The organism is Methylophilus sp. QUAN, from assembly GCF_015354445.1.
Classification (GTDB): domain Bacteria; phylum Pseudomonadota; class Gammaproteobacteria; order Burkholderiales; family Methylophilaceae; genus Methylophilus.
The window spans coordinates 369,896-395,896 of sequence record NZ_JADKYT010000003.1 but is presented as its reverse complement, the minus strand read 5'-3'; the positions used below and the strand labels follow the sequence as shown (position 1 = coordinate 395,896).

27 protein-coding genes and 1 other RNA gene are annotated in these 26,001 nt (G+C 52.1%); 11 read left to right on the top strand and 17 right to left on the bottom strand.

Annotated features, from left to right (window positions below; translation table 11 throughout):
* Nucleotides 1-15: 15 nt before the first annotated feature.
* The 8 genes from lplT to moaA all read right to left on the bottom strand — a co-directional run bounded on the left by lplT (nt 16) and on the right by moaA (nt 8,379).
* Complete coding sequence (gene lplT, locus INP79_RS14310) at nt 16-1,182, bottom strand: lysophospholipid transporter LplT (RefSeq protein ID WP_194755080.1); 1,167 nt, start codon at nt 1,180-1,182, stop codon at nt 16-18.
* A 20-nt stretch (nt 1,183-1,202) separates the two neighbouring features.
* Nucleotides 1,203-2,597 (bottom strand): PhoH family protein, encoded by a 1,395-nt coding sequence (locus INP79_RS14305; protein WP_194754892.1) that lies wholly within the window; start codon nt 2,595-2,597, stop codon nt 1,203-1,205.
* Nucleotides 2,598-2,609: 12 nt separating this feature from the next.
* Entirely contained in the window at nt 2,610-3,071 is a 462-nt protein-coding gene (locus tag INP79_RS14300) for a peroxiredoxin (RefSeq protein ID WP_194741722.1), read from the bottom strand.
* Between the two features lie 96 nt (nt 3,072-3,167).
* Nucleotides 3,168-4,640, bottom strand: a complete 1,473-nt coding sequence (locus INP79_RS14295) for a HAMP domain-containing sensor histidine kinase (RefSeq protein ID WP_194754891.1) — start codon at nt 4,638-4,640, stop codon at nt 3,168-3,170.
* A 6-nt stretch (nt 4,641-4,646) separates the two neighbouring features.
* The gene (locus tag INP79_RS14290; RefSeq protein ID WP_194754890.1) at nt 4,647-5,444 is read right to left on the bottom strand and encodes a TonB family protein; all 798 of its coding nucleotides are present in this window, start codon (nt 5,442-5,444) and stop codon (nt 4,647-4,649) included.
* Between the two features lie 88 nt (nt 5,445-5,532).
* Complete coding sequence (gene glp / locus INP79_RS14285; RefSeq protein ID WP_194754889.1) at nt 5,533-6,798, bottom strand: gephyrin-like molybdotransferase Glp; 1,266 nt, start codon at nt 6,796-6,798, stop codon at nt 5,533-5,535.
* Entirely contained in the window at nt 6,791-7,369 is a 579-nt protein-coding gene (gene mobA / locus INP79_RS14280; protein ID WP_194754888.1) for a molybdenum cofactor guanylyltransferase MobA, read from the bottom strand. Before mobA ends, glp begins: the two co-directional genes overlap by 8 nt.
* Complete coding sequence (moaA, locus tag INP79_RS14275) at nt 7,369-8,379, bottom strand: GTP 3',8-cyclase MoaA (protein ID WP_194754887.1); 1,011 nt, start codon at nt 8,377-8,379, stop codon at nt 7,369-7,371. Before moaA ends, mobA begins: the two co-directional genes overlap by 1 nt.
* Before the next feature lie 129 nt (nt 8,380-8,508).
* Here moaA and INP79_RS14270 point away from each other — a divergent pair, with 129 nt between their 5' ends.
* Genes INP79_RS14270 through INP79_RS14250 form a run of 5 tightly spaced genes read left to right on the top strand, consistent with a single transcriptional unit; the run spans nt 8,509 to nt 14,649 of the window.
* Entirely contained in the window at nt 8,509-8,988 is a 480-nt protein-coding gene (locus tag INP79_RS14270) for a formate dehydrogenase subunit gamma (RefSeq protein WP_194754886.1), read from the top strand.
* Nucleotides 8,981-10,546 (top strand): NADH-quinone oxidoreductase subunit NuoF, encoded by a 1,566-nt coding sequence (locus INP79_RS14265; RefSeq protein WP_194754885.1) that lies wholly within the window; start codon nt 8,981-8,983, stop codon nt 10,544-10,546. The genes INP79_RS14270 and INP79_RS14265 overlap by 8 nt, the downstream gene beginning before the upstream one ends.
* A 20-nt stretch (nt 10,547-10,566) precedes the next feature.
* Entirely contained in the window at nt 10,567-13,488 is a 2,922-nt protein-coding gene (gene fdhF, locus INP79_RS14260; protein WP_194754884.1) for a formate dehydrogenase subunit alpha, read from the top strand.
* Nucleotides 13,489-13,503: 15 nt separating this feature from the next.
* Nucleotides 13,504-14,415 (top strand): formate dehydrogenase accessory sulfurtransferase FdhD, encoded by a 912-nt coding sequence (gene fdhD, locus INP79_RS14255; protein ID WP_194755079.1) that lies wholly within the window; start codon nt 13,504-13,506, stop codon nt 14,413-14,415.
* Between the two features lie 15 nt (nt 14,416-14,430).
* Nucleotides 14,431-14,649: a formate dehydrogenase subunit delta gene (locus INP79_RS14250; RefSeq protein WP_047516126.1), complete on the top strand. Its 219-nt coding sequence runs from the start codon at nt 14,431-14,433 to the stop codon at nt 14,647-14,649.
* 72 nt (nt 14,650-14,721) lie between these two features.
* Here INP79_RS14250 and INP79_RS14245 read toward each other — a convergent pair whose 3' ends face one another.
* From INP79_RS14245 to trxA, 4 genes are all read right to left on the bottom strand, one after another.
* The gene (locus tag INP79_RS14245; RefSeq protein WP_194754883.1) at nt 14,722-16,419 is read right to left on the bottom strand and encodes a glycosyltransferase family 39 protein; all 1,698 of its coding nucleotides are present in this window, start codon (nt 16,417-16,419) and stop codon (nt 14,722-14,724) included.
* A gap of 119 nt (nt 16,420-16,538) precedes the next feature.
* Nucleotides 16,539-16,739 carry a 50S ribosomal protein L31 gene (rpmE, locus tag INP79_RS14240; RefSeq protein WP_019883509.1) on the bottom strand — a complete coding sequence of 67 codons (201 nt, stop codon included), beginning with the start codon at nt 16,737-16,739 and terminating at the stop codon, nt 16,539-16,541.
* A 104-nt stretch (nt 16,740-16,843) separates the two neighbouring features.
* Nucleotides 16,844-18,103, bottom strand: coding sequence for a transcription termination factor Rho (rho, locus tag INP79_RS14235; protein ID WP_194754882.1), 1,260 nt, complete (start codon nt 18,101-18,103; stop codon nt 16,844-16,846).
* Between the two features lie 80 nt (nt 18,104-18,183).
* Nucleotides 18,184-18,510 carry a thioredoxin TrxA gene (gene trxA / locus INP79_RS14230; protein WP_018987391.1) on the bottom strand — a complete coding sequence of 109 codons (327 nt, stop codon included), beginning with the start codon at nt 18,508-18,510 and terminating at the stop codon, nt 18,184-18,186.
* 203 nt (nt 18,511-18,713) lie between these two features.
* Here trxA and INP79_RS14225 point away from each other — a divergent pair, with 203 nt between their 5' ends.
* Nucleotides 18,714-19,217 carry a TlpA disulfide reductase family protein gene (locus tag INP79_RS14225; RefSeq protein ID WP_228520042.1) on the top strand — a complete coding sequence of 168 codons (504 nt, stop codon included), beginning with the start codon at nt 18,714-18,716 and terminating at the stop codon, nt 19,215-19,217.
* Between the two features lie 9 nt (nt 19,218-19,226).
* On the opposite strand, the gene INP79_RS14220 is transcribed toward INP79_RS14225, so the two are convergent.
* The 3 genes from INP79_RS14220 to INP79_RS14210 form a co-directional block, all read right to left on the bottom strand.
* Nucleotides 19,227-19,514 (bottom strand): DUF3579 domain-containing protein, encoded by a 288-nt coding sequence (locus INP79_RS14220; protein WP_019883505.1) that lies wholly within the window; start codon nt 19,512-19,514, stop codon nt 19,227-19,229.
* Nucleotides 19,515-19,543: 29 nt separating this feature from the next.
* Nucleotides 19,544-20,128: a BON domain-containing protein gene (locus INP79_RS14215; RefSeq protein ID WP_194754880.1), complete on the bottom strand. Its 585-nt coding sequence runs from the start codon at nt 20,126-20,128 to the stop codon at nt 19,544-19,546.
* A gap of 75 nt (nt 20,129-20,203) precedes the next feature.
* The gene (locus INP79_RS14210) at nt 20,204-20,560 is read right to left on the bottom strand and encodes a YraN family protein (RefSeq protein ID WP_194754879.1); all 357 of its coding nucleotides are present in this window, start codon (nt 20,558-20,560) and stop codon (nt 20,204-20,206) included.
* 67 nt (nt 20,561-20,627) lie between these two features.
* On the opposite strand from INP79_RS14210, the gene rsmI reads away from it, so the two are divergent.
* The 3 genes from rsmI to INP79_RS14195 are packed head-to-tail and all read left to right on the top strand — an operon-like array spanning nt 20,628 to nt 23,051.
* Nucleotides 20,628-21,482: a 16S rRNA (cytidine(1402)-2'-O)-methyltransferase gene (rsmI, locus tag INP79_RS14205; protein WP_194754878.1), complete on the top strand. Its 855-nt coding sequence runs from the start codon at nt 20,628-20,630 to the stop codon at nt 21,480-21,482.
* 13 nt (nt 21,483-21,495) lie between these two features.
* Nucleotides 21,496-22,530, top strand: coding sequence for a dihydroorotase (gene pyrC / locus INP79_RS14200; protein WP_194754877.1), 1,035 nt, complete (start codon nt 21,496-21,498; stop codon nt 22,528-22,530).
* A gap of 26 nt (nt 22,531-22,556) precedes the next feature.
* On the top strand, nt 22,557-23,051 hold the full coding sequence (locus INP79_RS14195) for a BON domain-containing protein (RefSeq protein WP_194754876.1): 495 nt from the start codon (nt 22,557-22,559) through the stop codon (nt 23,049-23,051).
* Here INP79_RS14195 and ung read toward each other — a convergent pair whose 3' ends face one another.
* The gene (ung, locus tag INP79_RS14190) at nt 23,052-23,738 is read right to left on the bottom strand and encodes a uracil-DNA glycosylase (protein WP_194754875.1); all 687 of its coding nucleotides are present in this window, start codon (nt 23,736-23,738) and stop codon (nt 23,052-23,054) included.
* Between the two features lie 66 nt (nt 23,739-23,804).
* Here ung and rnpB point away from each other — a divergent pair.
* Nucleotides 23,805-24,169: RNase P RNA component class A (gene rnpB / locus INP79_RS14185), an RNA gene on the top strand.
* A gap of 203 nt (nt 24,170-24,372) precedes the next feature.
* On the opposite strand, the gene INP79_RS14180 is transcribed toward rnpB, so the two are convergent.
* Nucleotides 24,373-24,702, bottom strand: coding sequence for a hypothetical protein (locus INP79_RS14180; RefSeq protein WP_194754874.1), 330 nt, complete (start codon nt 24,700-24,702; stop codon nt 24,373-24,375).
* Here INP79_RS14180 and INP79_RS14175 point away from each other — a divergent pair.
* Nucleotides 24,673-25,968 carry a diguanylate cyclase gene (locus INP79_RS14175; protein WP_194754873.1) on the top strand — a complete coding sequence of 432 codons (1,296 nt, stop codon included), beginning with the start codon at nt 24,673-24,675 and terminating at the stop codon, nt 25,966-25,968. The genes INP79_RS14180 and INP79_RS14175 overlap by 30 nt on opposite strands.
* The last annotated feature ends 33 nt before the right edge of the window (nt 25,969-26,001 follow it).

Genomic DNA, 26,001 nt, shown 5'->3' with positions numbered 1-26,001 from the left:
GGTGTGTGTTTAAGATTATTGCTGAATTTGTTTGCGGTAAACCAGGGTAATCAAAGACATACTCACGATAATGAATACACCAAAAATAGCCACAATCGTGTTGATCTCGAGCTTCGCACCGACCATCCAGGTGTAGGCACCCAGCAATAACAAGATACCGATGTTCTCGTTAAAGTTTTGCACGGCTATTGAGTGGCCTGCACCCAGCAGATGATGTCCTCTATGCTGTAACAGCGAGTTAAGTGGCACCAGGAAATAACCTGACAGTACACCAATCACAAACAGCAAAATACCAGCCAGTATGGGGCTGTGGATCACCATCATGCTGATGACCAGAATACCCATATAGATCCCGGCGGGCAGTACTTTTACCGCATTCTCCAACTCGACGTAGCGTGAGGCCACGATTGAACCCACTGCGATACCCACCGCCAGGATGGCAATCAAATACGTGGCTTGCTGCTGGGAGAATCCCAGCCTGACATCTGCCCATTGCAACACCACAAACTGCAGGGTTGCACCTGCCCCCCAGAAGAGCGTGGTCACGGCCAGCGAGACTTGCCCTTGTGGGTCTTTCCATAGCGTAATAAATGCGTGCCAGAAGTCCTTGAGCAAGAAGCGCAGGGTCTTTTGCTCAACCTTGTGGTCAATCGGCACCTTGGGGATGTAATAGTTAAAGCCCGCCGCCAGTAAATACAGCAGCATGATGCAGGCGATACCGATATAGGGATTGTTGATTGATAGGGTGGAGCCGAGCACCGGGCCGAGGATGATGGCGGTCACGGTGGTGCCTTCCATCCAGGCGTTGGCCTTGATCAGCAGCTTTGACGGCAGCATTTCGGTCAGGATGCCGTATTTTGCCGGGGAGTAGGCAGCAGCGCCGACGCCGACCATGGCGTAAGCATACAGGGGCGGCACGCCGACCAACGCCATTAAACAGCCGATAAACTTCAGGCCGTTACTTAGGAACATCACGCGACCTTTAGGCAGGGCGTCGGCAAATGGGCCGACAAACGGCGCCAGCACAATATAGGAAATGACAAAGAACTCCCGTAACAGCGGTTCGTGCCAGCTTGGTGCGTTCAGTTGGGCCAGCAGCGCAATGGCTGCAAACAGGAGTGCATTGTCAGCGATTGCCGATAAGAACTGGGCAATCAGTAAGGTATAAAAGCCTTTAACCATCACATTCAAGCAGACTGCGTCTACAGGACCTCGGCTGCAAAATCTGCCAGGCGTGAGCGTTCGCCACGAACCAGCGTGATATGGCCATTATGCGACCAGTTCTTGAAGCGATCGACCACATACGTCAGGCCCGAGCTCCCCTCAGTTAGGTAGGGGGTATCGATCTGCGCGATGTTGCCTAAACAAACGACTTTGGTGCCTGGGCCTGCACGTGTAATCAAGGTCTTCATTTGTTTGGGCGTGAGGTTTTGCGCTTCATCAATAATTAAAAACTTGTTGAGGAAGGTGCGGCCGCGCATAAAGTTCAGTGACTTGATTTTAATGCGTGTGCGGATCAGGTCCTGGGTCGCTGCACGTCCCCACTCACCCACATCCTCGTCCGTTTTGTTCAGCACATCCAGGTTGTCTTCCAGCGCGCCCATCCATGGCGCCATTTTCTCTTCTTCTGTGCCTGGCAAGAAGCCGATATCTTCACCGACCGGCACGGTGACGCGCGTCATGATGATTTCAGAGTAGCGCTTTTTGTCCAGAGTTTGAGTCAGCGCGGCGGCCAGTGTCAGTAGGGTTTTGCCAGTACCAGCCTGGCCAAGCAGGGTGACAAAATCAATGTCAGGATCCATCAGCAAGTTCAAGGCAAAGTTCTGCTCGCGGTTGCGAGCGGTGATGCCCCAGACACTATGTTTGGGGTTCTGGTGATCTTGCACCACTTCCAGCACGGCGGAATTATCTTCTATTTTGCGTACGATGGCATGGAACGGTTTGTTATATTCATAAAACACAAATTCGTTCACCAACAGGGATTTGACGACAGGGCCGCTGATTTTATAAAACATGCGTCCTGACTCTTGCCATGAGTCCATGTCCTTGCTGTGTGTTTCCCAAAAGTCTTCCGGCAGTTCGCGCAGGCCGGTATACAGCATGTCGCTGTCTTCCAGCACTTTGTCATTGAAGTAGTCTTCAGATGGCACACCCATGGCGCGGGCTTTGATGCGGATATTGATATCCTTGCTGACCAGGATGACGTTGCGTTTAGCAAACTGCTTTTTGAGGGATAGGGCAACGCTGATGATCTGGTTATCCGCCTTGCTGCCTGCCAGGCCCGGCAGGTCAGTTGGCACATGTTCCATCTGGAAAAACAGCTTGCCGGTCAGGTGGCGATTGCCCTGAATACCCAGTGGACAGCCTTCTTCCAGTTTGTCCGTGTCTATGCTGCCGATGATTTCTTCCAGAAAGCGGCTGGCCTGACGGGCATTGCGGGCGACTTCAGTCAGCCCCTTCTTGTTGTTGTCTAGTTCTTCCAATGTCACCATTGGCAAATAGACATCGTGCTCTTCAAATCTGAACAGCGACGACGGGTCGTGCATCAGAACGTTGGTATCAAGAACAAACAGCTTGGTGTGTGGAGCACGGGCCATAGAAAATCACTTTTATGAGTGGGAAGACTGAATGCTGGCATATACCTCAGCGGCATGACCATCCACTTTGACACCACGCCATTCACGGACAATGATGCCTTGTGGGTTGACCAGGAATGTACTGCGTTCAATGCCGCGTACCTGTTTACCATACATGTTTTTCATTTTAATGACGTTGAAAGCCTGACAGGCGATTTCTTCACTGTCAGAAATCAGCTCAAATGGAAACGTGTACTTGGCTTTGAAATTTTCGTGCGATTTCAGGCTGTCGCGTGAAATGCCAAAGACCACGGCATTGGCTGCAGCAAACTGTTCATGCATATCGCGAAACTGCATGCCTTGGGTCGTACAGCCGGGCGTAGCGTCTTTGGGGTAAAAATAGAGAACGAGAAACTTACCTAAATAGTCTTTGCTATTAAATTGCAGGCCGGAGGTGGCCGGTAAGGAGAGTTCTGGAACAGGTGAATTCAACATAGTAGTCATGACAATCACTTAATCACATTGTTGATAAAAATACAAAATTAAGCAAGCACAAAACGAAAATTCTCATGCAACCGCAGGGCTTGCCTGTTACTGCGGCAGCGTGATGGTGATGCGCGTGCCTTTGCCGGGCTCGCTGTCAAAGGCCATGGCACCGCCCAGTTCTTCGCAAACCTTGAATGCAAACGGGATGCCCAGGCCAGTGCCAAAGCGTTTAGTGGTAGGCCCTGGGGTCAGCGCATGTGGTTCGGGCTTGAACGGCATGCCTGGCCCCTGGTCTATCATGGTAATGGTGAGCAGGTTGTTGGCTAATGTGCAGCTTAACTGGATTTCGGTGCCCTTGGGCGAAGCCTCTGAAGCGTTTAGAAGCAGGTTGTACAGCATTTGTTCCAGCAAGTGCTCATCTGTCAGCACCAGGCGTTTGATGGTTGCGCTGTTTTCAATGACCTTGATCTGTTTTTCGTTCAGCTTTGGCTGCAAGGTTGAGATCGCGCCCTGCACAATAGACGAAAGCAGTAACTGGTTGAGCATGGGTTTGATCGGGTGCAGGTAAGACAGCAGGCTGCCTGTCCAGCGCTCCAGGCGGTCCACTGTGTGGATAATGCCCTGAATCGATTCCTGCGTATCTTTATCCAGCAGCGGGTCGTCAATCACTTGTGCGGTGGCGCGTATGCTGGCCAGCGGGTTGCGGATGTTATGCGCCAGCATGGGCACCAGCAGGCCGAGCGCCGCCTGTTTCTCGCTTTTAACCAGCGCATCGCGGCTGGCGGCCAGGTCTTCGGCCATTTTATTAATTTCTCTCGACAGCACCGCCAATTCCTCTGCACCGGCTTCCGGCACCTGATGACTCAGGTTGCCGGTACTGATGGCATTGGTGGCCTGCATGATGTCGTTAATCGGCCTGACAATGGAGTTTTTCAGGATACGGCGCGAATACACGATCAGGATGCACGCCAGGATCAGCGGCAGCGACAGCACGGCAATCGAGTTGCTTCTGGCATCATCCAGCCGGTGCTTGATTTCGCCTTGTTTTACAAACAGCAGGGTTTCGGCGCGCTTGGAAACCTCTTCATAGTGCCTGAAAATGCCGGTTTCAATATCCTGGTAAATAGATTTCTGTGCCTTGCGGTCTGGGTTGTTCTGGTAGCGGTAAAACAGGGCGGGGGCTTCATTGACCAGGTTGCGGTATTTCAGCTCGATGTCCATCAGCGCATCGCGTTCCTCCTGGTCGATCGCGATGTTTTGCAGTCGCTCCAGGTGATCCAGGATGGAGGTGGTGTATTGGTTGTATTCATGTAATGCATTTTCTTCTTGCAAGAAGAAAGCATCAAACAACTCTTTGGTTTGGCGATAGAGGTCGCCGCGCACCAGGTAGATTTCCTGGATCACGAAGTTAATGCGTTGTGATTGCTTGGAAGCCTTGTCCCACAGGTAAATACCATAGCCGCCGCTGGCAACCGCCAGCACGATCAAGGCAATAAAATACAGGTCATGAAACAGCAGCAGGTGCCGCAGTGGTTTGTCTCTGCTTGAGGTATCCAAGGATGTGCGCTTGAAGAACATGGCCGCTTAAGTTGCCAGCTTGAAGCTGACCGGTACATTGGTCGATTTCAGCCTGCCACGCAGGATGTCGTTAAACAGCGATTTCAATTGCGACTTCTTGATGGTGGCAATGGCTGCTTCATCAATCGCCTTGTTACCGCTGGATTCCACCACCTCAATGCTGGTGACATTGCCGTGGTCATCAAAGGTGATGTGCAGGTTAGTCACTCCTTCTATACCGCGCTCCAGCGCAATTCTCGGATAGCGCAGATTCTTCTGGATTTCACGTTGCGCAGCTTCTTTAAACGCGTTGCGCGCCGCGTCAATATCACCTTCGCTCGGGCCTGTCGCTTTCGCCGGCTCAGGTGGGGGAGCAGGCGGGGCTGGAGGTGGTGCAACCATTTCCGGCTTTGCTTCGCTGACGCTCGGTTTAGCAGTAATCACTGCCGGGGCAGGCGCTTCAACCACCGGGTGCGCCGTTTCTGCAGGGGGTTCCGGGGTTGTGGATGGCTTTTGTGGCGTGACTGGTTTTTGCTCAACCGGTTTAGCTTCGTGTTTGGCCGGCTGTGGCTTGACTGGTTCAGGTTTGGGTGGTGTCGGTGTAGGCTCTGGTTGCGCCACAGGCACGACAGGTTTAGGCAATGCGGGCTCAGGTGGCTGTTCTTTCACCAGTTCAATGCGGATTTCCTGCTTTTTTGGGGGGGGCAGGTCGTAGTCTGGCTTAGGCATGGTAAACATGATCGCAGCATGGATAAGCAGTGAAGCGATCAGGCACCACTCTAATACATGATTGAACTGTTTAGACTCTTTTAACACGGCTTGCACGCCAACACCTTTATGATTAAACCCCCACTGCGACCCGACACTATAAGCTATTTTTTATGATTCATGCCAGCGTGCGCAGAAGGTGAGGTTAGCAAATACCGCTAAATGGTTGTACTTCAACCAATGTGCCCGTGGCCAGTGCACTGGTTTGGTCATCCAGCACAATAAAGCAATTGGCCTGGCTCATGCTGCTCAAAATCCCCGAGCCTTGCTCGCCAGTGGTTTTCACTTTCCAGGTGTCGCCTTCTTTGAATAAGATGCCGCGCTGGAACTCAGTCCGCCCCGGGGCCTTTTTAATCGCGCTGACACACTCGACCTTGAAGGAGGGCTGCGCCAGTGTATTTGTTCCCATCAGGTGTTTGAGCGCCGTTTGGACAAACTGGTAAAAGGTCACCATGGTAGACACAGGGTTGCCGGGCAAGCCAAAATAATGCGCCTGGCCGATTTTGCCATAGGCCAGCGGACGGCCCGGTTTCATATTGATTTTCCAGAATAGTACCTGGCCGTGTGTGGCTAGCAGGTGCTTCATAAAATCTGCTTCGCCTACCGAAACGCCGCCACTGGTAATCACCACGTCATGTTTGGCCGCCGCCGCTAGCAAGGTTTTTTCAAGCGCGGCGGGGTCGTCGGCGACATTGCCTAGGTCATGCACGTCTACCCCCAAGGCTTGCAACATGCCCCACAAGCTATAGCGGTTGCTGTCGTAAATCTGGCCAGTCTGCAATGGCTGCCCCACACTCACCAGCTCATCGCCAGTGCTGAAAAAGGCTACTTTCAGGCGGCGGTAGACTTGAATCTCGGCAATGCCTAAAGATGCGAGCAGGCCCATGTCTGCGGGTTGTATTTGGTGGCCCCGCACCAGCACGGTTTGCCCGGTGGCGATGTCTTCGCCGGTCAGGCGGATATTGGCACCTCGGGCCGGAATTTTGAGCACTGTGACCTTGTCTCCTTCAGTAGCGGTGTGCTCCTGCATGACGACGGTATCCACACCAGCTGGAATCACCGCGCCGGTCATGATTTTGACGCAAGCGCCTGCCGGTAACTCACCAGTAAATGGATTGCCCGCAAATGCGGTGCCGACGATGTTCAGTGCTTGAGTGGCTTCTGCATGTCTAAAAGCAAAACCATCCATGGCCGAATTGTCGTGGCCAGGCACATTCATGCCTGAAGTCACAGCGGTTGATAATGTGCGTCCCAGCGCGTGCCTGATGTTAATGGTTTCGGCGTCTTGGACCGGCGACAAGAATTGCTGGATATACTGGCGTGCTTGCGTCACCGACATGGCATTCGGGTCATAGTCATCTGCGCAGGAAGGATTGCTGGCCAGTTGTTGCAAAAGGGCTTGGTTAGTCATGATGGCTGGGGAGATGGTTGATGTTAGTAAACGCTTGCTCATCTTCAAAGCTCACGAATACATGGGGGTGCTGCGCTTGCCAGGCACTGACTCTGCGCTGGCCTTGTTGCAGAAAAGCATCGAGGTCGGCGCTCAGTTGGCGCGGCATCAGGCAAAATACCGGGTGCGTACCACCAGCACTGCGTGCAATGGCCAGCATGGTGGGGGTCTTGTTAATCGCCGCGGCGTCACGGATTGCATGGCACAGTCGACTTACTAAATCCAGTGGCAGCAATGGTGAGTCGCAAGGAACGCTGAGTATCCAGTCAGTGCTGGCATGACGCATGCCCGCTTGCATGCCCGCCAGTGGGCCATCAAACTGGTCGTTGTCATCGGTGACGAGAGGCACGCCAAATGCCTGGTATTGGTCTAAATGGCGGTTGGCGTTGATGATAACGTGATCGACTTGCGGCTGTATGCGTTCCAGCACATGTGCGACCAGGGGCTTGCCTTGGTAGCTCACTAGGCCTTTATCGGCACCGCCCATACGTGTGCCGCGCCCGCCGGCCAGAATGACAGCAGTAATCTGCATTAACCACCCGTATGTGACATAAAGCGCACGACCGCAGGTGCTGCACGCCTTAAATCGAAATCGTGTCCTTTGGGCTTGATATGCATACCATGCAGAATGGCATCAACCAAAGGTTGGTCGTTGTCAGGATGTGCACGCAGGAGCGGCAGCAAATTGACTTGATGGTCTTGGCCCAGACACAGGAATAATTCACCCTGGCAGGTAATGCGCACGCGGTTGCAACTCTCGCAAAAGTTGTGGCTATGCGGTGAGATAAAGCCAATCCTGGTTGGCTGGCCATTGACTTGCCAATAACGTGCAGGGCCGCCTGTCCTGTGGGTGCTAGGCGTGAGTGAGAACTTACTTTTTAGCAGGGAAAGTGTCTCGGTATTGCTGACACAACTTTGTTCTCGGTCATGCGCCACGGCCCCTAGCGGCATTTCTTCAATAAAGCTGATATCGACCTGTTTTTCAATCGCAAAATTGACCAGGGACTCGGCTTCATCGTCGTTGATGCCACGCATCAGCACGGTGTTGATTTTAATATTGTCAAAGCCTGCCGACCTGGCTGCGTCTAACCCGGTGAGCACTTTTGAGAATTCGCCCACACGGGTGATGGTTTTAAAACGGTGTTCTTGCAGGCTGTCGATAGAGATATTGATGCGTTTGACGCCAGCAGCTTTCAGCGCTGCTGCGTATTTATCCAACTGGCTGCCATTGGTGGTGAGTACACACTCATCCAGCCCGGGCAAATGGCCGATTTCCTCAAACAGCCACATGGCATTTTTGCGTACCAAAGGTTCACCACCGGTAATGCGAACTTTACGCACGCCCATACGGACAAATAGTTTAACGAGGCGTGCACATTCTTCGAGTGATAACACGGCATCGCGCGGCAAGAAAGTCATGTCTTCTGCCATGCAGTATTGGCAACGGAAATCACAACGATCAGTGATAGACAGGCGAATATAGTCCACCCGCCGACCAAACTGGTCGATCAATTGTGAGGGAATGGTGGCCGTTGTTTGCATGACAGTATGAAGGTCTAAAGTAATTCGTATTTTATGCCCTTTTTAGGCTTTCACAAGGCATAAATAGAGGATATGATTCGAGGGTGATAGAATGTAACTAAATTGTAACTAGTTAAATGTGAGGTCGGTTTGGATAACACATTAAGCCACGAGCAACACGCGCAAATACAGGCGCATATTCAAGCACACCAGCATGTGCCGGGTGGGCTGATGCCTTTGTTACATGCGATTCAGGACGATATCGGTTATGTGCCGGAAACCGTTTATCCAGAGATCGCCAAAGCGCTGGCCCTGTCTGTGGCCGAGGTCCATGGCGTTGTCAGTTTTTATCATCATTTCCGTAGCCATCCCATCGGCAAACATGTGTTGCAAGTCTGTCGCGCTGAGTCCTGCCAGTCCATGGGCTCTGCCAAACTCGAAGCCGAGTTGAAAGCGAAGTTAGGTGTCGATTACCATCAAACCACTGCCGACGGTAATCTCACTTTGTTGCCAGTGTATTGCCTGGGTAACTGTGGCTGTTCGCCCGCCGTGATGCTGGATGATGAGGTGTATGGCCGCATGAGTGCCGACAAGGTCACTGCATTAATTAGCGAGGTGTGTCATGGTTAAGGTGTATGTCCCCATAGACTCCACCGCACTTTCACTGGGCGCTGAGCGTACAGCTAAAAAGATCGTGCAAGAGGCGCAAGCGCGAGGTGTGGAAATCACGCTAGTGCGCAATGGTTCACGTGGCTTGTTCTGGCTGGAGCCGTTGGTGGAAGTTGAAACCGCTCAAGGCCGCGTCGCCTTTGGCCCGGTGCAGCCCTCAGACGTGGCTGGCTTGTTTAATGCAGAGTTTACCAATGCACTTGCTGACAAAGCCAAAGCGCATCCCTTGTATCTGGGCTTGACCGATGAACTGGCCTGGCTGAAAAAACAGCAACGTTTAACCTTCGCCCGCGTGGGCATCACTGACCCGCTTTCGCTCGAAGATTACCTGGCACATGATGGTTATCAAGGCCTCAAAAATGCCTTGGCCATGTCTGGTGCCGATATTGTTAAAGCAGTCACCGACTCTGGTTTGCGAGGTCGTGGTGGTGCGGCTTTCCCCACCGGCATCAAGTGGAATACTGTACTCAATGCCCCGGCTGAGCAGAAGTATGTGGTGTGTAACGCCGATGAAGGCGATTCTGGTACCTATTCTGACCGCATGATCATGGAAGATGATCCTTTTGTGCTCATTGAGGGCATGACGATTGCCGGCATTGCCGTGGGCGCAACACAAGGCTATATCTATTTGCGCAGCGAATATCCGCATGCGCTGAAAACACTGAATGAGGCCATCCGTAAAGCGAATTTAGCGGGCTACCTGGGCGAAAATATCCAGGGCTCGGGCCATACTTTCCATCTCGAAGTGCGCCGTGCTGCTGGCGCTTATGTCTGTGGCGAAGAAACCTCCTTGCTGGAAAGCCTGGAAGGCAAGCGTGGCCTAGTCAGGTTTAAACCACCATTGCCTGCGATTGAAGGTTTGTTTGGTAAGCCGACCATTGTCAACAATGTGATTTCACTGGCCACGGTGCCGATTATTCTGGACAAGGGCGCGCAATATTATGCCGATTACGGCATGGGCCGTTCGCGTGGTACCTTGCCTATCCAGCTGGCAGGCAATTTAAAACAGACCGGATTGGTCGAGCTGGCTTTTGGTGCGACCTTGCGTGAGTTACTGTATGACTATGGCGGAGGCGCTGCGTCGGGTCGGCCTATCCGTGCCGTACAAGTCGGTGGCCCATTAGGGGCTTATCTACCCGAGAGCCAGTTTGATACGCCGCTGGACTACGAAGCATTCACCAAGATTTGGGCCGTACTCGGCCATGGCGGTATTGTGGCATTTGATGACACGGTAGACATGGCCAAGATGGCGCGCTATGCCTTTGAGTTTTGTGCCGTTGAAAGTTGCGGCAAATGTACGCCGTGCCGCATTGGTTCCACGCGCGGCGTAGAAGTCATGGACAAGATTGTGCTGGGTAAAAATCACCCGCAAAATGTGCAGTTGCTGCGCGATTTGTCCGACACCATGCTCAATGGTTCTTTGTGTGCACTGGGCGGCATGACGCCTTACCCGGTGCTCAGTGCCTTGAATCATTTCCCTGAAGATTTTGGTCTAAGTAATAAAGAAGCTGCTGCCTAAGGGCAGCAAAGGATGACGTTATGGATGACATCAAATATACCTCTGCACAGCCGCAAGCCCCTAAGTACAATGCGGATACCGATTACGGCACGCCCAAGTCTGACAGCACCACCATGGTGACGCTGAACATAGACGGCGTAGACGTGACTGTGCCTGACGGGACGTCTATCATGCATGCCGCGCAACTGGGCGGCGTGACCGTGCCCAAACTGTGTGCGACTGACTCATTGGAACCGTTCGGCTCCTGCCGTTTGTGTCTGGTCGAGATTGAAGGCCGCCGTGGCTATCCGGCTTCTTGTACTACACCTGTGGCGCCAGGGCTCAAGGTCAAAACACAAACGCCTAAACTGGCCGATGTGCGCCGTGGCGTGATGGAGCTCTATATTTCAGACCACCCGCTGGATTGCCTGACCTGTGCTGCTAACGGTGATTGCGAGCTGCAAGACATGGCGGGCGCGGTGGGGCTTCGCGAAGTACGTTATGGTTACGACGGTGAAAACCACCTCGGCCAGGCGAAAGACGAATCCAATCCCTATTTCACTTTTGATGCGTCTAAATGTATTGTGTGCTCGCGCTGTGTACGCGCCTGTGAAGAAACCCAAGGCACATTCGCCCTCACGATTCAGGGCCGTGGCTTTGACAGCAAAGTCTCTGCCGGGGGCAAAGATTTCCTTGAGTCTGAGTGTGTGTCTTGCGGTGCCTGTGTGCAAGCCTGCCCGACCGCGACCTTGATGGAAAAAACCGTGATTGACGCCGGTACGCCGGAGCACAAAATCACGACTACGTGCGCTTATTGTGGCGTGGGTTGCAGTTTTGATGCAGAAATGAAAGGTGAGCAGGTCGTGCGCATGACGCCCACCAAAGAAGGTGGCGCCAACCATGGGCATAGTTGTGTCAAAGGTCGCTTTGCCTGGGGCTATGCCACCCATGCTGACAGGATTACCACGCCTATGATCCGTAAAAGCATTCATGACCCTTGGCAAAAAGTGGGCTGGGACGAGGCGATTAATTACGCCGCCAGTGAAATCCAGCGCATTCAAGCCAAATATGGCAAAGAGTCAGTGGGCGGCATTACCTCCAGCCGCTGTACCAATGAAGAAGTGTATGTCACACAAAAGCTGATTCGTGCGGTGTTTGGCACTAACAACGTAGATACCTGCGCCCGTGTTTGCCATAGCCCGACCGGTTATGGCTTGAAGCAAACCTTGGGGGAATCTGCAGGTACGCAAACGTTTGATTCTGTGATGAAGTCTGACGTCATTTTCGTGATGGGGGCAAACCCTACCGATGGTCACCCTGTCTTTGGCTCTCTCATGAAACGCCGTCTGCGTGAAGGCGCCAAGCTGATTGTGGTCGACCCGCGTGAAATTGACCTGGTGTCTAATTCAGCGCATGTGCGTGCGGATTACCATTTGAAGTTGCGTCCTGGCACCAATGTGGCCATGATCTCTGCCATTGCCCATGTGATTGTGACTGAAGGGTTGGTGCAGGAAGACTTTGTCAAAACGCGTTGTGAATGGGATTCTTTTGTCGCCTGGCGTGACTTTGTCGCCAAGCCAGAAAACTCCCCTGAAGCACTGGAAAAAGAGTTGGGTGTGCCAGCGCAAACGGTACGCGAAGCTGCACGCTTGTATGCCACCGGCGGGAACGCGGCGATTTACTACGGTTTGGGCGTCACTGAGCACAGCCAGGGCTCTACCACCGTGATGGGGATTGCCAACCTTGCCATGGCGACGGCCAACATTGGCCGCGAAGGCGTGGGTGTTAACCCGTTACGCGGTCAAAACAACGTGCAAGGTTCTTGTGATATGGGCTCCATGCCGCATGAGTTCCCAGGCTACCGTCATGTGTCTGATGACGCAACGCGTGCGCAGTTTGAGCAGGCCTGGGGTGTGAAACTAAGTGCTGACCCTGGTTTGCGTATTCCTAATATGCTGGACCTGGCGGCTGAAGGCAGTTTTAAAGCCGTGTATTGTGTGGGTGAAGATATTGCCCAGTCAGATCCAGATACCCAGCACGTGACGCATGCGCTTGAGAGTATGGAATGTGTGATTGTGCAGGACTTGTTCCTCAACGAAACAGCCAAGTTTGCCCATGTGTTCTTCCCTGGCGCTTCTTTCCTTGAGAAAAATGGCACCTTTACCAATGCCGAACGCCGGATTTCACCCGTACGTAAAGTGATGACGCCTAAGAATGGTCTCAGAGACCATGGTCAGCATGAAGCCGGTATGGAAGACTGGGAGATTACAGCTAAATTCTCAGCCGCTCTTGGCTACCCTATGCATTATGTGCATGCCAGCGAAATCATGGACGAGATTGCTGCGCTGACGCCGACCTTTACCGGTGTCAGCTTCAAAAAACTCGATGAACTGGGCAGTATCCAATGGCCATGTAATGATGAAGCACCGACAGGCACGCCGACCATGCACGTCGATGAATTTGTGCGCGGTAAGGGTAAGTTCTTTATTACCCAATATGTGCCGACCACGGAGCGCGTGAACCTGAAGTATCCGCTGATCCTGACGACTGGCCGTATCCTGTCGCAATACAACGTGGGGGCGCAAACACGTCGTACCCAAAACGTGGCCTGGCACCATGAGGATGTGATTGAAATCCATCCGCACGATGCTGAAGACCGTGGCATTGCAGAGGGCGATTGGGTTGGGATTAGCAGCCGCGCAGGTCAAACCGTATTGCGTGCCAAAATTACCGAGCGTGTGCAGCCGGGCGTGGTCTATACCACCTTCCATCATCCAGAGTCTGGCGCGAATGTGATTACCACCGACAACTCAGACTGGGCAACCAATTGCCCGGAATACAAGGTGACGGCAGTACAAGTGTCTAAAGTCAATCAGCTGTCGGATTGGCAGCAACATTACCGTGCATTTAGTGACACCCAAGTTGAATTGTCGGGAATGGATCCGAATACGGTTGTTTCTTGATGGCAGTTGAGCTTGATGAACGTTGAAATGGATGTGAAGGATTGCCCGCTGCCAGCCAGCAGCGAATGGCAGTCGATCGCTGCCGAACAGGCTGTCAGTACACTGCATGTGACCCGTTGGCGCGAGGGGCAGTCGTCCGCCTTGCCGGATGCCGTGGCAGAAGAGGTGCCGATTGCGCTCGTATATAACGGCATTTCGCATGTGGTCATGCTGGCGACACCGGCTGACCTTGAGGATTTTGCCTATGGTTTTTCGTTTACTGAGGGCATTATCACGCATCGTCGCCAGATTTACGGCGTAGATGCCAAAGCCTTATTTCATGCGAACGGACAATTACAAGGCATAGAGTTGCATATTGAATTGGCCACAGAACAGTTTGCGTTGCTGAAGGCGCAGCGCCGCAATTTAACTGGCCGTACTGGATGTGGGTTGTGTGGTGCCGAGAGTTTGCAGCAAGTATTTAAGCAGCCCAAATCAGCCACCAGCCCGTTGGTGACGGTGTCATCGTCGGCCATTGATGCAGCGCTGACTGGCTTGAAATCACAGCAACCATTGCAGCAACTGACAGGCGCTACCCACGCCAGTGCGATTGCAGATGCGCAAGGGCAGGTGGTGTGCGTGCGCGAAGATGTTGGCAGGCACAATGCACTGGATAAACTGGTCGGTAGTTTGTTGCGCCAGGGATATGATTTTTCGACATTCTGGGCCCAGCACTGGGTGTTGACCACCAGCCGGGCCAGCTACGAAATGGTACAGAAAGTGGCGATGTGTGGCGGGCGGACACTGATTGCCCTGTCTGCGCCCACTGCACTGGCTGTCAACCTGGCGCAGGAATATGGATTTTTGTTGGTTGGTTTTGCCAAAATCGGGCAGTGCGTGGTGTATAGCGGCGCCCTGTCAGAAACTGACGCACGTGAGTCTTGCTAGAAAGAGTGTAAGCCTATGGAAGTGGAAAAACTAATTAAAATGGCCAACCAGATTGGCGATTTTTTCGAGGCGAATCCTGATGTGGAAGAGGCAAAGCTGGAGATTGCCAGCCACCTGAAGAAATTCTGGAATTCAGTCATGATTAACTCACTGGTTGCGCATGTGCAGCAACATCAAGGGCAGGGCCTGCATCCGCGGGTGATCGCGGCCATTCAGCAACACGTACAGGCATAAACCTTTTCAGCATGTGCCCATCGGATGATGGGCGCCAGACTAAACAGCGCTGCCGACATCCCATCAGCGCTTTTAATGGCGTTGCAATAACCTGAAGGATTCCCGGTTCTGGCGGGTTTGCTCACCTTCCCAAATCACTCGCCATTCATCCCCTGGTAATACATGGCGCTTACCTGGCTGGTCTTCAATCAGGTACAAATCACATTGCGTAGACTTGGCTTGCTCCTGGTTTCTTGGAGGTATGACCGCATACAGGTGTATGCCCGCATGATAGTGCAGCAAGTCCTCTTGTGACGCGCCGATATTTTGTGCGTGGATGCAGTTGTAATGCGCTGGCAAGTGTTTGCGTAGGTCTTCAAACAGCGGCTGGTAGGTGCGTGCGGCTTCTATCATTGGCAGCCACAAACTCATGAATACCGTCCAGGCGCAAGTCATGCCGATGGCCCAGTTGGTGGCGCTGGAGCGGTTGGAATGTTTGGCGCGCAACACGATGGATAGCCAAATGAGTGTCACCGCTACAGCAATTGCACCATAGAGCAGGCTGAAGCTGATGGTTTCCAGTCCTGACAAGTAACTCAGGCGCTGATAAAGCTTCACTGGCGAGCCGTTGAGCATGGCCCACCAGCCTAGCCAGGCGATGGCAATCAAAATTCCAAATAAAATCAGGCCGAACCAGTTTAAAGCACCGGCGGCGCCGCGTTTCAGTGTTTCTATGCTGCCCGCAGCCAGTACGGTTAATGGCACCAGCAGCGGCAGTGCGCTGACCTCGCTGCGGTCACTCATGAAGCCGATTAAGATAAAAGCAATGCCGAAGAAAATCAGACCTAATTGAAAGCGGTAGGTGCTGAGCACTGATTGCCTGAAGCGCCAAACGCCCCACATGGCAAACGGTAAAGCTGGCCAGGCATACCAGGCCAGCGTCCTTAAGAAGTAGCCATGATTGCCCGGCAGTTGGAATTGCCATTGCGATTGCCACCAGGCGTGCCACAGGCCAGGCGCCCATTGCTGGCATAGCCAGCACCATAACCAGATACCGGGCATGGCCAGTAAGGTGCCAGCCAGCATGGCCCGGTAGGTGGGTTTGTGCTGACGAATGGCGGGCACGAGTAGCAGGCCAAGCACAGACAATATAATGGTGAGTGCAGGGACGACCCCGCCTGCCAGAAAGGCGATTAATAGGCCTGTGCATAGCAACCACATGGCGCGTATCGGTTTGCGCATCACCAGTGCCAGCGCGTAAAAGGCCATGGTGATGCCGCTGAGTGCAGCGACAGCTGGCATCATGGTGTGGGCACTGACGACCAGCCCCAGGCAGCCGATAAAAATAAAATTGGTTTGACGGCCTACGCCCAGATTCCATAATTCACGACCACTGAGCCCGGTCATGATCAGGGTGACCAGCATCCAGAGGCCTACGCTGAGCCTGGCGGCATCATGCGTTGGCAGCAAAGGTGAGAGTAAATGGGCAAAACCGGTGGCGGCCCAGTAAAACAAAGGCGGTGTTTCCAGTAAGGGATGTCCGGCTGAGACCGGGGCAATCCAGTTGCCATGTGTCCAGCTGGCAGCAGACAGGAATGGGTGCTCGATCAGGTTTTGAATGATGCTGGCAGATTGCGATTCAAATGGCTTCCATGGCGAGTGACCGATCAATCCGACGCATAGCCAGATGGCGCATAGCAAAATCAGCAGATGTGTTTTGGCGCGCTCGCCGACCTTGGCGCGCGGAGTGGCCATGTTTTCTTGCCAGTCGTGATCAATGTAAAACTGCATGGGTGGGTTGTGGGTCGCTGGATAAACGCATTCTTAGAGTGTGATATTACCCCTGAAATGCCTAGCTATAAAAACAAAAAAGGCAGCCATGCTGCCTTTCTGGACCATATTCGCCGAAATTACATGCCGTATTTTTGGCGGAATTTCTCAACGCGACCAGCAGTATCCACGATCTTCTGTTTGCCAGTGTAGAACGGGTGGCATTGTGAACATACTTCAATGTTCAGGTCTTTGCCTGTGGTTGAACGGGTTTGGAATTTGTTGCCACAGCTACATGTGACGTTGATTTCCGGGTAATTTGGGTGAATATCAGCTTTCATGCTTTCTCTCTAATCTTTAAGCAGTTGCAGTAAACGCGCGATTATCTATGATTTTTATTGATTTATCAATAGCTGGGCGATAAATAATTGCGTCCAGGACAGTATTAGCCGCGACGCATGCTGTCGAAGAAGTCGTTGTTGCTCTTGGTCGCCTTGATCTTGTCGAGCAAGAACTCCATCGCCTCGAGGTCGTCCATCGGGTAGAGCAATTTGCGCAATACCCAGATTTTTTGCAGCACGTCTTTGTCCAGCAGCAGCTCTTCGCGGCGAGTGCCAGATTTGTTGACGTTGATGGCTGGGTAGGTACGTTTCTCGGCCATACGTCTATCCAGATGGATTTCCATGTTGCCGGTACCTTTAAATTCTTCGTAAATCACGTCATCCATACGCGAGCCGGTATCCACCAGCGCTGTTGCGATAATCGTGAGTGAACCGCCTTCTTCCACGTTGCGGGCGGCACCAAAGAAACGCTTGGGTTTTTGCAGGGCGTTAGCGTCCACACCACCAGTCAACACCTTGCCTGATGAAGGGATTACCGTGTTGTAAGCACGTGCCAGACGCGTAATCGAATCCAGCAGGATCACCACGTCTTTCTTGTGTTCTACCAGGCGTTTGGCTTTTTCCAGTACCATCTCGGCCACTTGCACGTGGCGGGTCGCTGGTTCGTCAAAGGTGGATGCCACGACTTCGCCGCGTACAGAACGCGTCATTTCTGTCACTTCTTCCGGACGCTCGTCAATCAGCAGTACGATCATGATACAGTCAGGGTGATTGGCGGTAATCGCATGCGCAATATTCTGCAGCATGACGGTTTTACCACTTTTCGGGCTGGCCACCAGCAGTGCGCGCTGACCTTTACCAATCGGCGCAATCATGTCGATGACGCGGCTGGTAATGTTTTCTTCGCCGCGGATTTCACGTTCCAGGGTCAGTGGTACTGTTGGAAACAGCGGTGTCAGATTTTCAAACAGAATCTTGTGCTTGGTGTTCTCAGGCGCTTCGTTGTTGACGCTATCCACTTTCACCAGGGCAAAGTAGCGCTCGCCATCTTTAGGCGTGCGGATTTCACCTTGAATACTGTCACCCGTATGCAGGTTGAAGCGGCGGATTTGCGACGGCGACACATAAATGTCGTCCGGGCCAGCCAGGTATGACGTATCTGGGGAGCGCAAAAAGCCGAACCCGTCTGGCAATACTTCCAGCGTGCCGTCACCAAAAATGCTGTCGCCTTTTTTAGCCTTGTTTTTCAGGATCGCAAAGATAAGATCTTGCTTGCGCATGCGGCTGGCATTTTCAATGTCATTGGCAATGGCCATGTCGACCAGTTCGGTCACGGGGAGATGTTTAAGGTCGGATAAGTGCATGAGTAACTCGCTAGACTGAGAAACGCCGGAGAGATTGAAAAGAAAACCCGGCTTCGCAGACTGGAAGCCGGGTAAGTAGATTAAATGTTGCTGTCGATAAACGCGCTGAGTTGAGACTTGGACAATGCACCGACTTTGGTCGCTTCTACATTGCCGTTTTTAAACAACATCAGGGTTGGAATGCCACGAATGCCGTATTTTGGCGGTGTATTCTGGTTATCGTCAATATTCAGTTTAGCCACTTTCAGGCGGCCAGCATATTCTTTACTGATGTCGTCCAGAATCGGGGCGATCATTTTACAAGGACCGCACCATTCAGCCCAGTAATCAACCAGTACCGGAATCGTGGACTGCAATACTTCTTGTTCAAAGCTGGCGTCGCTTAAATGGGTAATATTGTCGCTCATTATTGCCTCGTAAGAATGGTGGAGAATTTAAATCAAATCGAAGATGGATTTAAACAGAAATTTTTTGAAAGTGTGGCTAAAAATTGTTTGAATTAGTAATTTGCTGAAAGATGAAATTACCAAACGAGATAACAACTAGTATAGCAACAGTTTTCCAGCATAATCAAGTTTTTCCTTCTACGTTATTCAATATGGGGCGTATTTTGACTAAAAACAAGTGGTCTGGCCTGTGGTCAAGACTGTTCATTGTCGTTGTGGCCTGGTTGTTGACGAGCACGGCCTGGGCAGCGGCGCCAGTAGCAGGCTGGACTATGCGTGATATGGCAGGTCATGTACATCAGTTGTCACAGTATTCGGGGCGTTGGGTGGTAGTGAATTACTGGGCGCCATGGTGTCCGCCTTGCCTGGAGGAAATGCCTGAACTGGTGACTTTTTATGATGCGCATGCCAAAGCGGGTGTGGTGGTACTAGGGGTGGCTGTGCAATACGAATCCGTACAAAGCGTGAAAAAGTATGCTGACGATATGCTGATTTCTTATCCGATTGTGCTGGGGGAGGCGCAAAAAATTGCCATACCCGCTCCGGAGGTGCTACCGACGACTTATATTTATGCGCCGGATGGCTCGCTTTATAAAGTGAAACGCGGCGCCTTAAGCAGGCAATGGTTGGAAAACCAGCTTAAGGAGGCCGCGTCTGCGCCTAAATAAGGTTTAAAACTAAATGGTGACCGCTTCGCCAGCTGGATTGATCACGCTGAGCTGGTTCTCTTTGGCGAATTGAATCAGTTGCTCAAAACCGGCCGGATTCACGTCTTTCAACTTCATGTCCACAGACAGGCTGCGCACGTTGTTCACCAGCTTTGGCTTCAGGTAGGGCGAGTAGCGCAACTTTTTGTCATCGCCAAACGTGGCGTAGGTGCTGCACATACGGTCCACCCAGTCGCTGGGGCGAAAAGGCTTTCCAGCCAATGTAATGCCCTGAATAATGATTTCCTGATTTTCCATTCAAATTCCTTGAGAACGAAGTTAATAATTTAGTTGGTGTATTCGAAAACCTTGACGACTTTAGTCACGCCTTCTGTGGTTCTGGCGATTTCCACCGCGTCATTGGCTTCTTTTTCAGAGACGATCCCCATCAGGTAAACCACGCTCGCTTCGGTGACGACTTTTACCACGTTGGCCGGGAACAGGTTTTCGCTGACAAAGCGTGCTTTTACTTTGGTGGTTAAATAGGTGTCATTGCTGCGGTCGCCAATCGATGAAGCGGGACCTACCGTCAACCCGTTGTGGATATTACGTACATTGGAGATTTCACGCGTTAGCGTTTCTGCTTGTGTCAGCTGGCCTGCGTTGGGTACTTCGCCAGACAGCAGCACAATACGGTTGTAGCTGGTGACATTGATGTGTGAGGCCTTATCCATATATTGAGACAAGCGTTTCAGTGTTTTCAGTTCGATATTTTCATCTTCGACATAAATGCCTGAAGTGCGGCGATCTGCTGCCATCGCGCCACCAGCGGCTGCGCCGCCCACCACTGCTGGAAAGCAGCCACTCAATTGGGTGCTGATTAATAACAAAGCAATAGCCGAGACTTTTCTGGTGAAAATGTGTTGAGTCATGAAACTTCCTTGATCTACGAGAAAAACTAAAGATGTTGGGTGTGACAGCAGATGATAAATAAAATTCTACGCTTTTTATGTGTCGATTGCATTACGAATCCAGTTGGGTGACTGGTAATGTGTGTTGTCGAACAGGATGGCATCGAAGCGGCAGGGGCAATTGAGGTCGTGGTGTTGCAGGTAATACTGGGCGGCGCGGATAAGTTTTTGCTGCTTGCGCTGGTCTATGCTGTCTGCGGCACTGGTGAAGCCGTGGTGGCTGCGCAAGCGTACTTCAATAAACACCAGTGTCTGGCCTTCGCGCATAATCAAGTCAATTTCGCCATAGCGACAACTATAGTTTTGCGCCAGCAGGGACAATCCTTGTTGCTGTAAAAACAGCGCAGCAGCTTTTTCTGCGGCCAGTCCCTGGTTGTTTGGGTTGAGTTTCATGGTCTGTCTGCTTTTGTCGTCTACTTTAGTGCTTAGCGAAACCGGTACGATGTCTTAAAATAACAGTATGAATGAAACTGGTACATTGTATGTAGTGGCGACTCCTATTGGCAATCTGGGCGATATCACCCAGCGCGCATTGGCAACTTTGCAACAGGTTGATGCGATTGCGGCTGAAGATACCCGCCATAGTGTCGGTTTGTTGCGCCATTTTGGCATCAGCAAGCCTTTGCTGGCCGTGCATGAGCATAACGAACAGCAGTCTGCGCAAGGCTTGATTAAACGTTTGCTGGCGGGCGACTCCATCGCACTAATTACTGACGCCGGTACGCCAGCAGTGAGCGATCCAGGTGCCGTGGTGGTGCAGGCTGTTCGGCAGGCAGGCGTTAAGGTGGTGCCGGTGCCGGGTGTGAGTGCGGTGATTACGGCATTGTCGGCGGCAGGCATTGCCCAGTCTGGTTTTTATTTTGAAGGCTTTTTGCCAGCCAGTGGCTCGCAGCGCCGCAAGCGCTTGCAATTGCTGAAAGTGATTCCGTCTACGCTGGTGTTTTACGAAGCGCCGCACCGCATTGTCGAGTGCGTGCAAGATTTACATGATGTGTTGGGTGGCGCACGGCAATTGACGCTGGCGCGCGAGCTGACCAAAACCTTTGAAACCATCCATACCTGCCTATTGACAGACGCGGTAGACTGGTTAAATGCAGATACCAATCAGCAGCGCGGCGAGTTTGTGGTGCTGGTACATCCGGATCTGCAGGCAAAACCCGATGGCCTGGATGAAGAGACATTAAGGATATTGCAGCGTCTATTGCAGGAGTTGCCACTCAAGCAGGCGGTGGCGCTGGCAACCGATATTACAGGCCAGAAGAAAAACGAATTATATGAAGCAGCGCTTGCGCTTAAAGCGGCAAGCCAAGATTAAAAGGTAATAGCGTATGACTACTGAAATCACCCTGACCCGTCCTGACGACTGGCATTTGCACCTCAGAGATGGTGCAGGTCTGCAGTCGGTGTTGCCGGACACCGCCAAGCAATTTGCGCGCGCAATCGTCATGCCGAATTTACGGCCACCGGTGACCACCGCCGAACTAGCGCTGGCGTATTACCAACGTATCAAGCAGGCCTTGCCTGCCGGGCTCAGCTTTGAGCCGTTGATGACGTTGTATTTAACCGACAATACGCCCGCGCAAGAAATAGCGGCGGCCCGCGCAAGTGGTGTGGTGCAGGCGGTGAAGTTGTATCCCGCTGGCGCGACCACGAACAGCGACTCTGGCGTCACCAGTTTGCATAAATGTGCTGCTGCATTGGCCGAGATGGAAAAACAAGGCATGCCTTTGCTGATTCACGGTGAAGTGACCGATGGAGATGTGGATGTGTTTGACCGTGAGAAAGTGTTTATCGAACGTCATTTGCAGCCGCTGTTAAAAGATTTTCCTGGCCTTAAAGTGGTGTTTGAACATATCACTACTCAAGATGCGGCTGAGTTTGTGGCCGCCGGCCCGGCCAATCTGGCCGCAACCATTACCGCACACCATTTGCTGATGAACCGTAATGCCATGTTTACTGGCGGTATCCGCCCACATCATTATTGTTTGCCCGTACTCAAGCGAGAAACACATCGTGAGGCCTTGGTGAAAGCGGCGATTTCCGGATCAAGCAAGTTTTTCCTGGGCACAGACAGTGCGCCGCATCCTAAATCGGCCAAAGAAGCCAGCTGTGGTTGCGCGGGCATGTATACCGCCCACGCGGCGATTGAATTGTATGCTGAGGCCTTTGAGGAGGCAGGTGCGCTGGATAAACTGGAAGGCTTTGCCAGTTTCTATGGCGCAGACTTTTATGGTTTGCCGCGCAACACTGATACAGTGACCTTGCGCAAAGAAGGCTGGCTGGTGCCGGAAAGCATTCCGTTTGCCGATGATGTGCTGGTGCCATTGCGCGCCGGGCAAACGATTGCATGGAAGTTGGTGTAACACTTTAAAACATTGGAGAATAAGCGATGAACAACACATGGTTGGTTGCAGTATTCGGTGTCATGTTAAATACTCAGGCTTTTGCGGTCACGATTGATGAGATGCGTGGTGAGCAGGCGCCGTATGCACAAGCGTTTAAAGCGCTTGATAGTGATGGCAATGGCAAGCTGTCCAAAAAGGAAGCGACTAAAGATAAAGACATCAAAAATGCCTTTTCCAGGGCGGACAAAAACCATAATGGTAGTCTGGATCAAGACGAGTTTGCCGCTTATAAATCCAAGGTGGATGGTGCGGAAAATAAACAGGCAGCGGCGGATAGTGCCATCACTGCCAAAATCAAATCCAAATACCTGGTGGAGAAGAATCTCAGCAGTTTCAAAATCAGTGTGGAAACCAAAGACAATACGGTGATTCTGAGCGGTTTTGTCGATAGTGCCGAACAAAAGGCGCGCGCTGAGAAGATTGCCACCAGTGTGGATGGCGTGAAGTCGGTCAAAAACGCCTTGGTGGTTAAACCTTAATTAAAGCTGCCAGCGAATGGGCGCCTGCCCACGTGAAGCCAGGTAGTCATTCATCTGGGAAAACTGGCGAGTGCCAAAAAAACCACGGTGCGCCGACAATGGCGACGGGTGTACGGATTTAAGAACAAGATGTTTATTGGGGTCGATCACGGCCCCTTTTTTTTGCGCATAACTTCCCCACAGCACAAACACCAATCCTTCGCGTTGCGCGTTGAGCGCGGCAATGGCGGCGTCGGTGAAGGTTTCCCAGCCGCGGTTCTGGTGCGAGCCTGCATTTGCCATTTGCACGGTCAGGGTGGCGTTGAGGAGTAATACGCCTTGGTCCGCCCAGGGCGTTAAATCACCGCTGCCACTCATGCGGATGTTTAAGTCCGATTGAATCTCTTTAAAAATATTCATCAATGACGGTGGCAATGCCACGCCAGCCTGCACTGAGAAACTCAAGCCATGCGCCTGTCCGGGGCCGTGGTAAGGGTCTTGGCCGATAATGACCACGCGCACTTTGTCGAAAGGGGTGTGATTAAACGCATTAAAGATCAGGTGGCCTGGCGGAAAAATGGTTTTGCCTGCGCTTTTTTCCTGTTGCAGAAAGGCTTTGAGCGACTGCATGTAGGGCTTGTCAAATTCTGCGCCAAGCACGGCTTGCCAGGAAGGGTCTAATTGGCCAGGTTTTTCTTGTGTGGTCATGGTGGGTCAATCAATAAAGACGTTGCACATTATAGGGTGTTACGGTCGGCGTGGTAAAATGGCATTGAAGCCAACCAGACAGTCGCCGCCTGTGTAAACAGGGGGAGGAAAGTCCGGGCTGCACAGAGCGGGATGACGGCTAACGGCCGTACGCTGAAAGCTGGTAACAGTATAAGGTGAGGAATAGGGCCACAGAGACGAGTCGGTTCGACCAGTGAGCAACTTGTTGCGAACTTGCGTCGAAACGGGTGAAACGCGGTAACCTCCATCTGCAGCAATATCAAATAGGCTGGCACTTTACGCAAGTAATAAGGCGTGGCTCGCGCTGCCAGCGGGTAGATAGCTTGAGCGTGTGAGCAATTGCACGCCTAGATGAATGACTGTCGCCACGCAAGTGGATACAGAACCCGGCTTACCGGTTGGCTTTACTTTCTCTCGCTTCACAACGGCTTTACGAGGCTTCTTCCCAAGCTTGAATCAGGCTGCGCATGCCGCCGTAAAAACTTGTGAGGTCCCAGATTGGTGGGAGTGCGATTCGTTAAACTGGGCGATGGAGTCACTTTCTTGTATAGTTCATGCGTATGAATGGCTAAATAAGCGGTGATTTTATATGTTGAGTACCTTGGGCCGGGTGTTAATGGCGGTCATAATCGCTGTGCTGTCCGCTGGCTTGGCGCAGGCCTCTCCCCAATCTATAGAGGGTGATTGGTCTCTTGTACGCCCGTATGGCGGCGCGCAAAGTCACCATCAATTTCTTGCTGATCCGCTGCATAAAAAATACTCTCACGTTGACGCTGTCAGCCTGACAGGCGGTCATTATCTTTATGTTGCCTCTTTTGAAGTCAATAAACAGCAGGCGTACGTTTTTGATTTCAAAAATACCAGTACGATAGAATATTTCCGGCATCAGCTGTATGACCAGCAAGGGCGTGAAGTGGCAAGCCTCGAGGGTGGCATTGGTCATCAAATAGAGAATCCTTTTTTCTTGCGGCATGGCCGCAGTGTCAGTTTGGCGCCAGGCAAATACGTCCTGGCCACACAAGTGATCTCTACCAATTACCTGGCAATTCCTGAGCCTTATCTGCAAGACCAGGCAGGGTATATGCAAGCGATCAAGCGTGGTAATGCGCTGACGCTGTTTGCCCTGGGCATCTTTTGTGGGCTGGGAATCTATTATGCGGTGCTCGCGACGAGTCGTAATCGTAGCGTGGAAGCCATGTATGCAATTTTTATTGCCGGTAATTTTATTTACAACAGTGCGGCGCTGCTTGTCCTCTCGGACCTGTTCAATTTGCACGCCATCTATTGGGTGTCGATGCCTGTGCTAGTGTCCAGCATGGCTTACATGTTGTTTGTGATACATCTGCTGGAAATCAATCGTTATCAGCACCGGCGACTTTATTACACCGGCGTGGTCATTCTGGTGGTAATGGGGGTGTTTCTGTTGCTGGCAATCGCCTACCCCAATTGGGCATTGCAGCTTTGCCGCTATGAGGTTGGACTGTTTTTATGTTTCGGACTGGCAGCGGCAATCAGGCTCAGCCAACGTAAAAATGCAACGGCAAAACGCTATTTCATCGCGATTAGCCTGTTTTTTGTCTGTGGCATTATTACCATTAGCCTCAGCAAGCTGCATGAGCAATTTGATTTGTATATCGAACATCTGGGGCTGCTGAGTGTTGCTATTGAGGTGGTGTTGCTGGCATTGGTGCTTTCCTTTCAGTTCTCCCAATTGCGTAAAGAAAAAGAAGAAGCCCTGGAGGCGCTGGGCATGACAGAGAAGGTGGCAAATTCGGATGCCTTAACCAGCCTGCCGAATCGCTATGCTTTTGTCAAAGCGCTGGAACAGATGCCCATGCATGGCAGTATGACCTTTATTGATCTGGATGGACTCAAGTTTTACAACGATCATTATGGTCATGCGCGTGGTGACGCGTTGCTAGTGAGTTTCGCAAAACACTATCAGCACTATTTGGGTAGCCATCTCGTCTTATACCGACTGGGAGGGGATGAGTTTGCCGTGTTGGCACACAAAGGCGAGGTGCGGGTGGTTGAGCAGGCACTGCAAAAAGCAATTGAAAGCGTGCGCCTGGAGGGGTTTGAGTTTTCTGGTGCCAGCGCAGGGTCTGCCTATTACTATGAGGCTGAGAACATCACCGAACTCATGCAGTTGGCGGATGAGCGCATGTACGAAAATAAACGGTCGCGCCAGTCAGCTGTGACGGCCTGACGATCGCGGGCGCTCATGATGACGGCCTGTCTG